This window comes from Hungatella sp. SL.1.14 (assembly GCF_024460495.1).
Classification (GTDB): domain Bacteria; phylum Bacillota; class Clostridia; order Lachnospirales; family Lachnospiraceae; genus Hungatella; species Hungatella hathewayi.
Genome location: NZ_JANFYJ010000126.1, coordinates 1 through 431, shown reverse-complemented (window position 1 = coordinate 431; position 431 = coordinate 1). Strand labels below are relative to the sequence as shown.

Here is a 431-nt window from a genome sequence, read left to right as displayed (position 1 = left end):
CTAAAAAATCTTACGATACTGGAAGATGAAAAATTAGTTGAATCAGTTTTTGAAAAAGGTATATATTTAAAACAGCTACTTGAAGAAACAATATCTAAATATATGAAAGAACATCCCAATGTGACGATCAATGTAGAGGTATATCCCTGGAATGTATTCACTCAGAAATGGATAGCCGGGCTGGCTGCCGGGGCGCTGCCTGATGTCAGCAGCGTAAATCCGGACAACTTATTTGCAATTAATCAGGCGGGCGCAGTACTGCCCATGAATCCTCTGATCGATGCACTGGGAGAAGATTATTTCCTTGAAAAACCGCTGGATAACTTTACGGATGGGGATACAATTCTGGGAATACCCTATTACCTTCATTCTTATGTCATATGGTACCGCAAGGATGTGCTGGAGGAAAAAAATCTGTCTGTTCCGAAAAA

The 431-nt window shown here is 40.4% G+C and carries 1 protein-coding gene; it reads left to right on the top strand.

Annotated features, from left to right (window positions below):
* Positions 1-102: 102 nt before the first annotated feature.
* Positions 103-431: ABC transporter substrate-binding protein (locus NE473_RS30270; RefSeq protein WP_256265566.1), on the top strand; the 329-nt coding region annotated here is incomplete at its 3' end.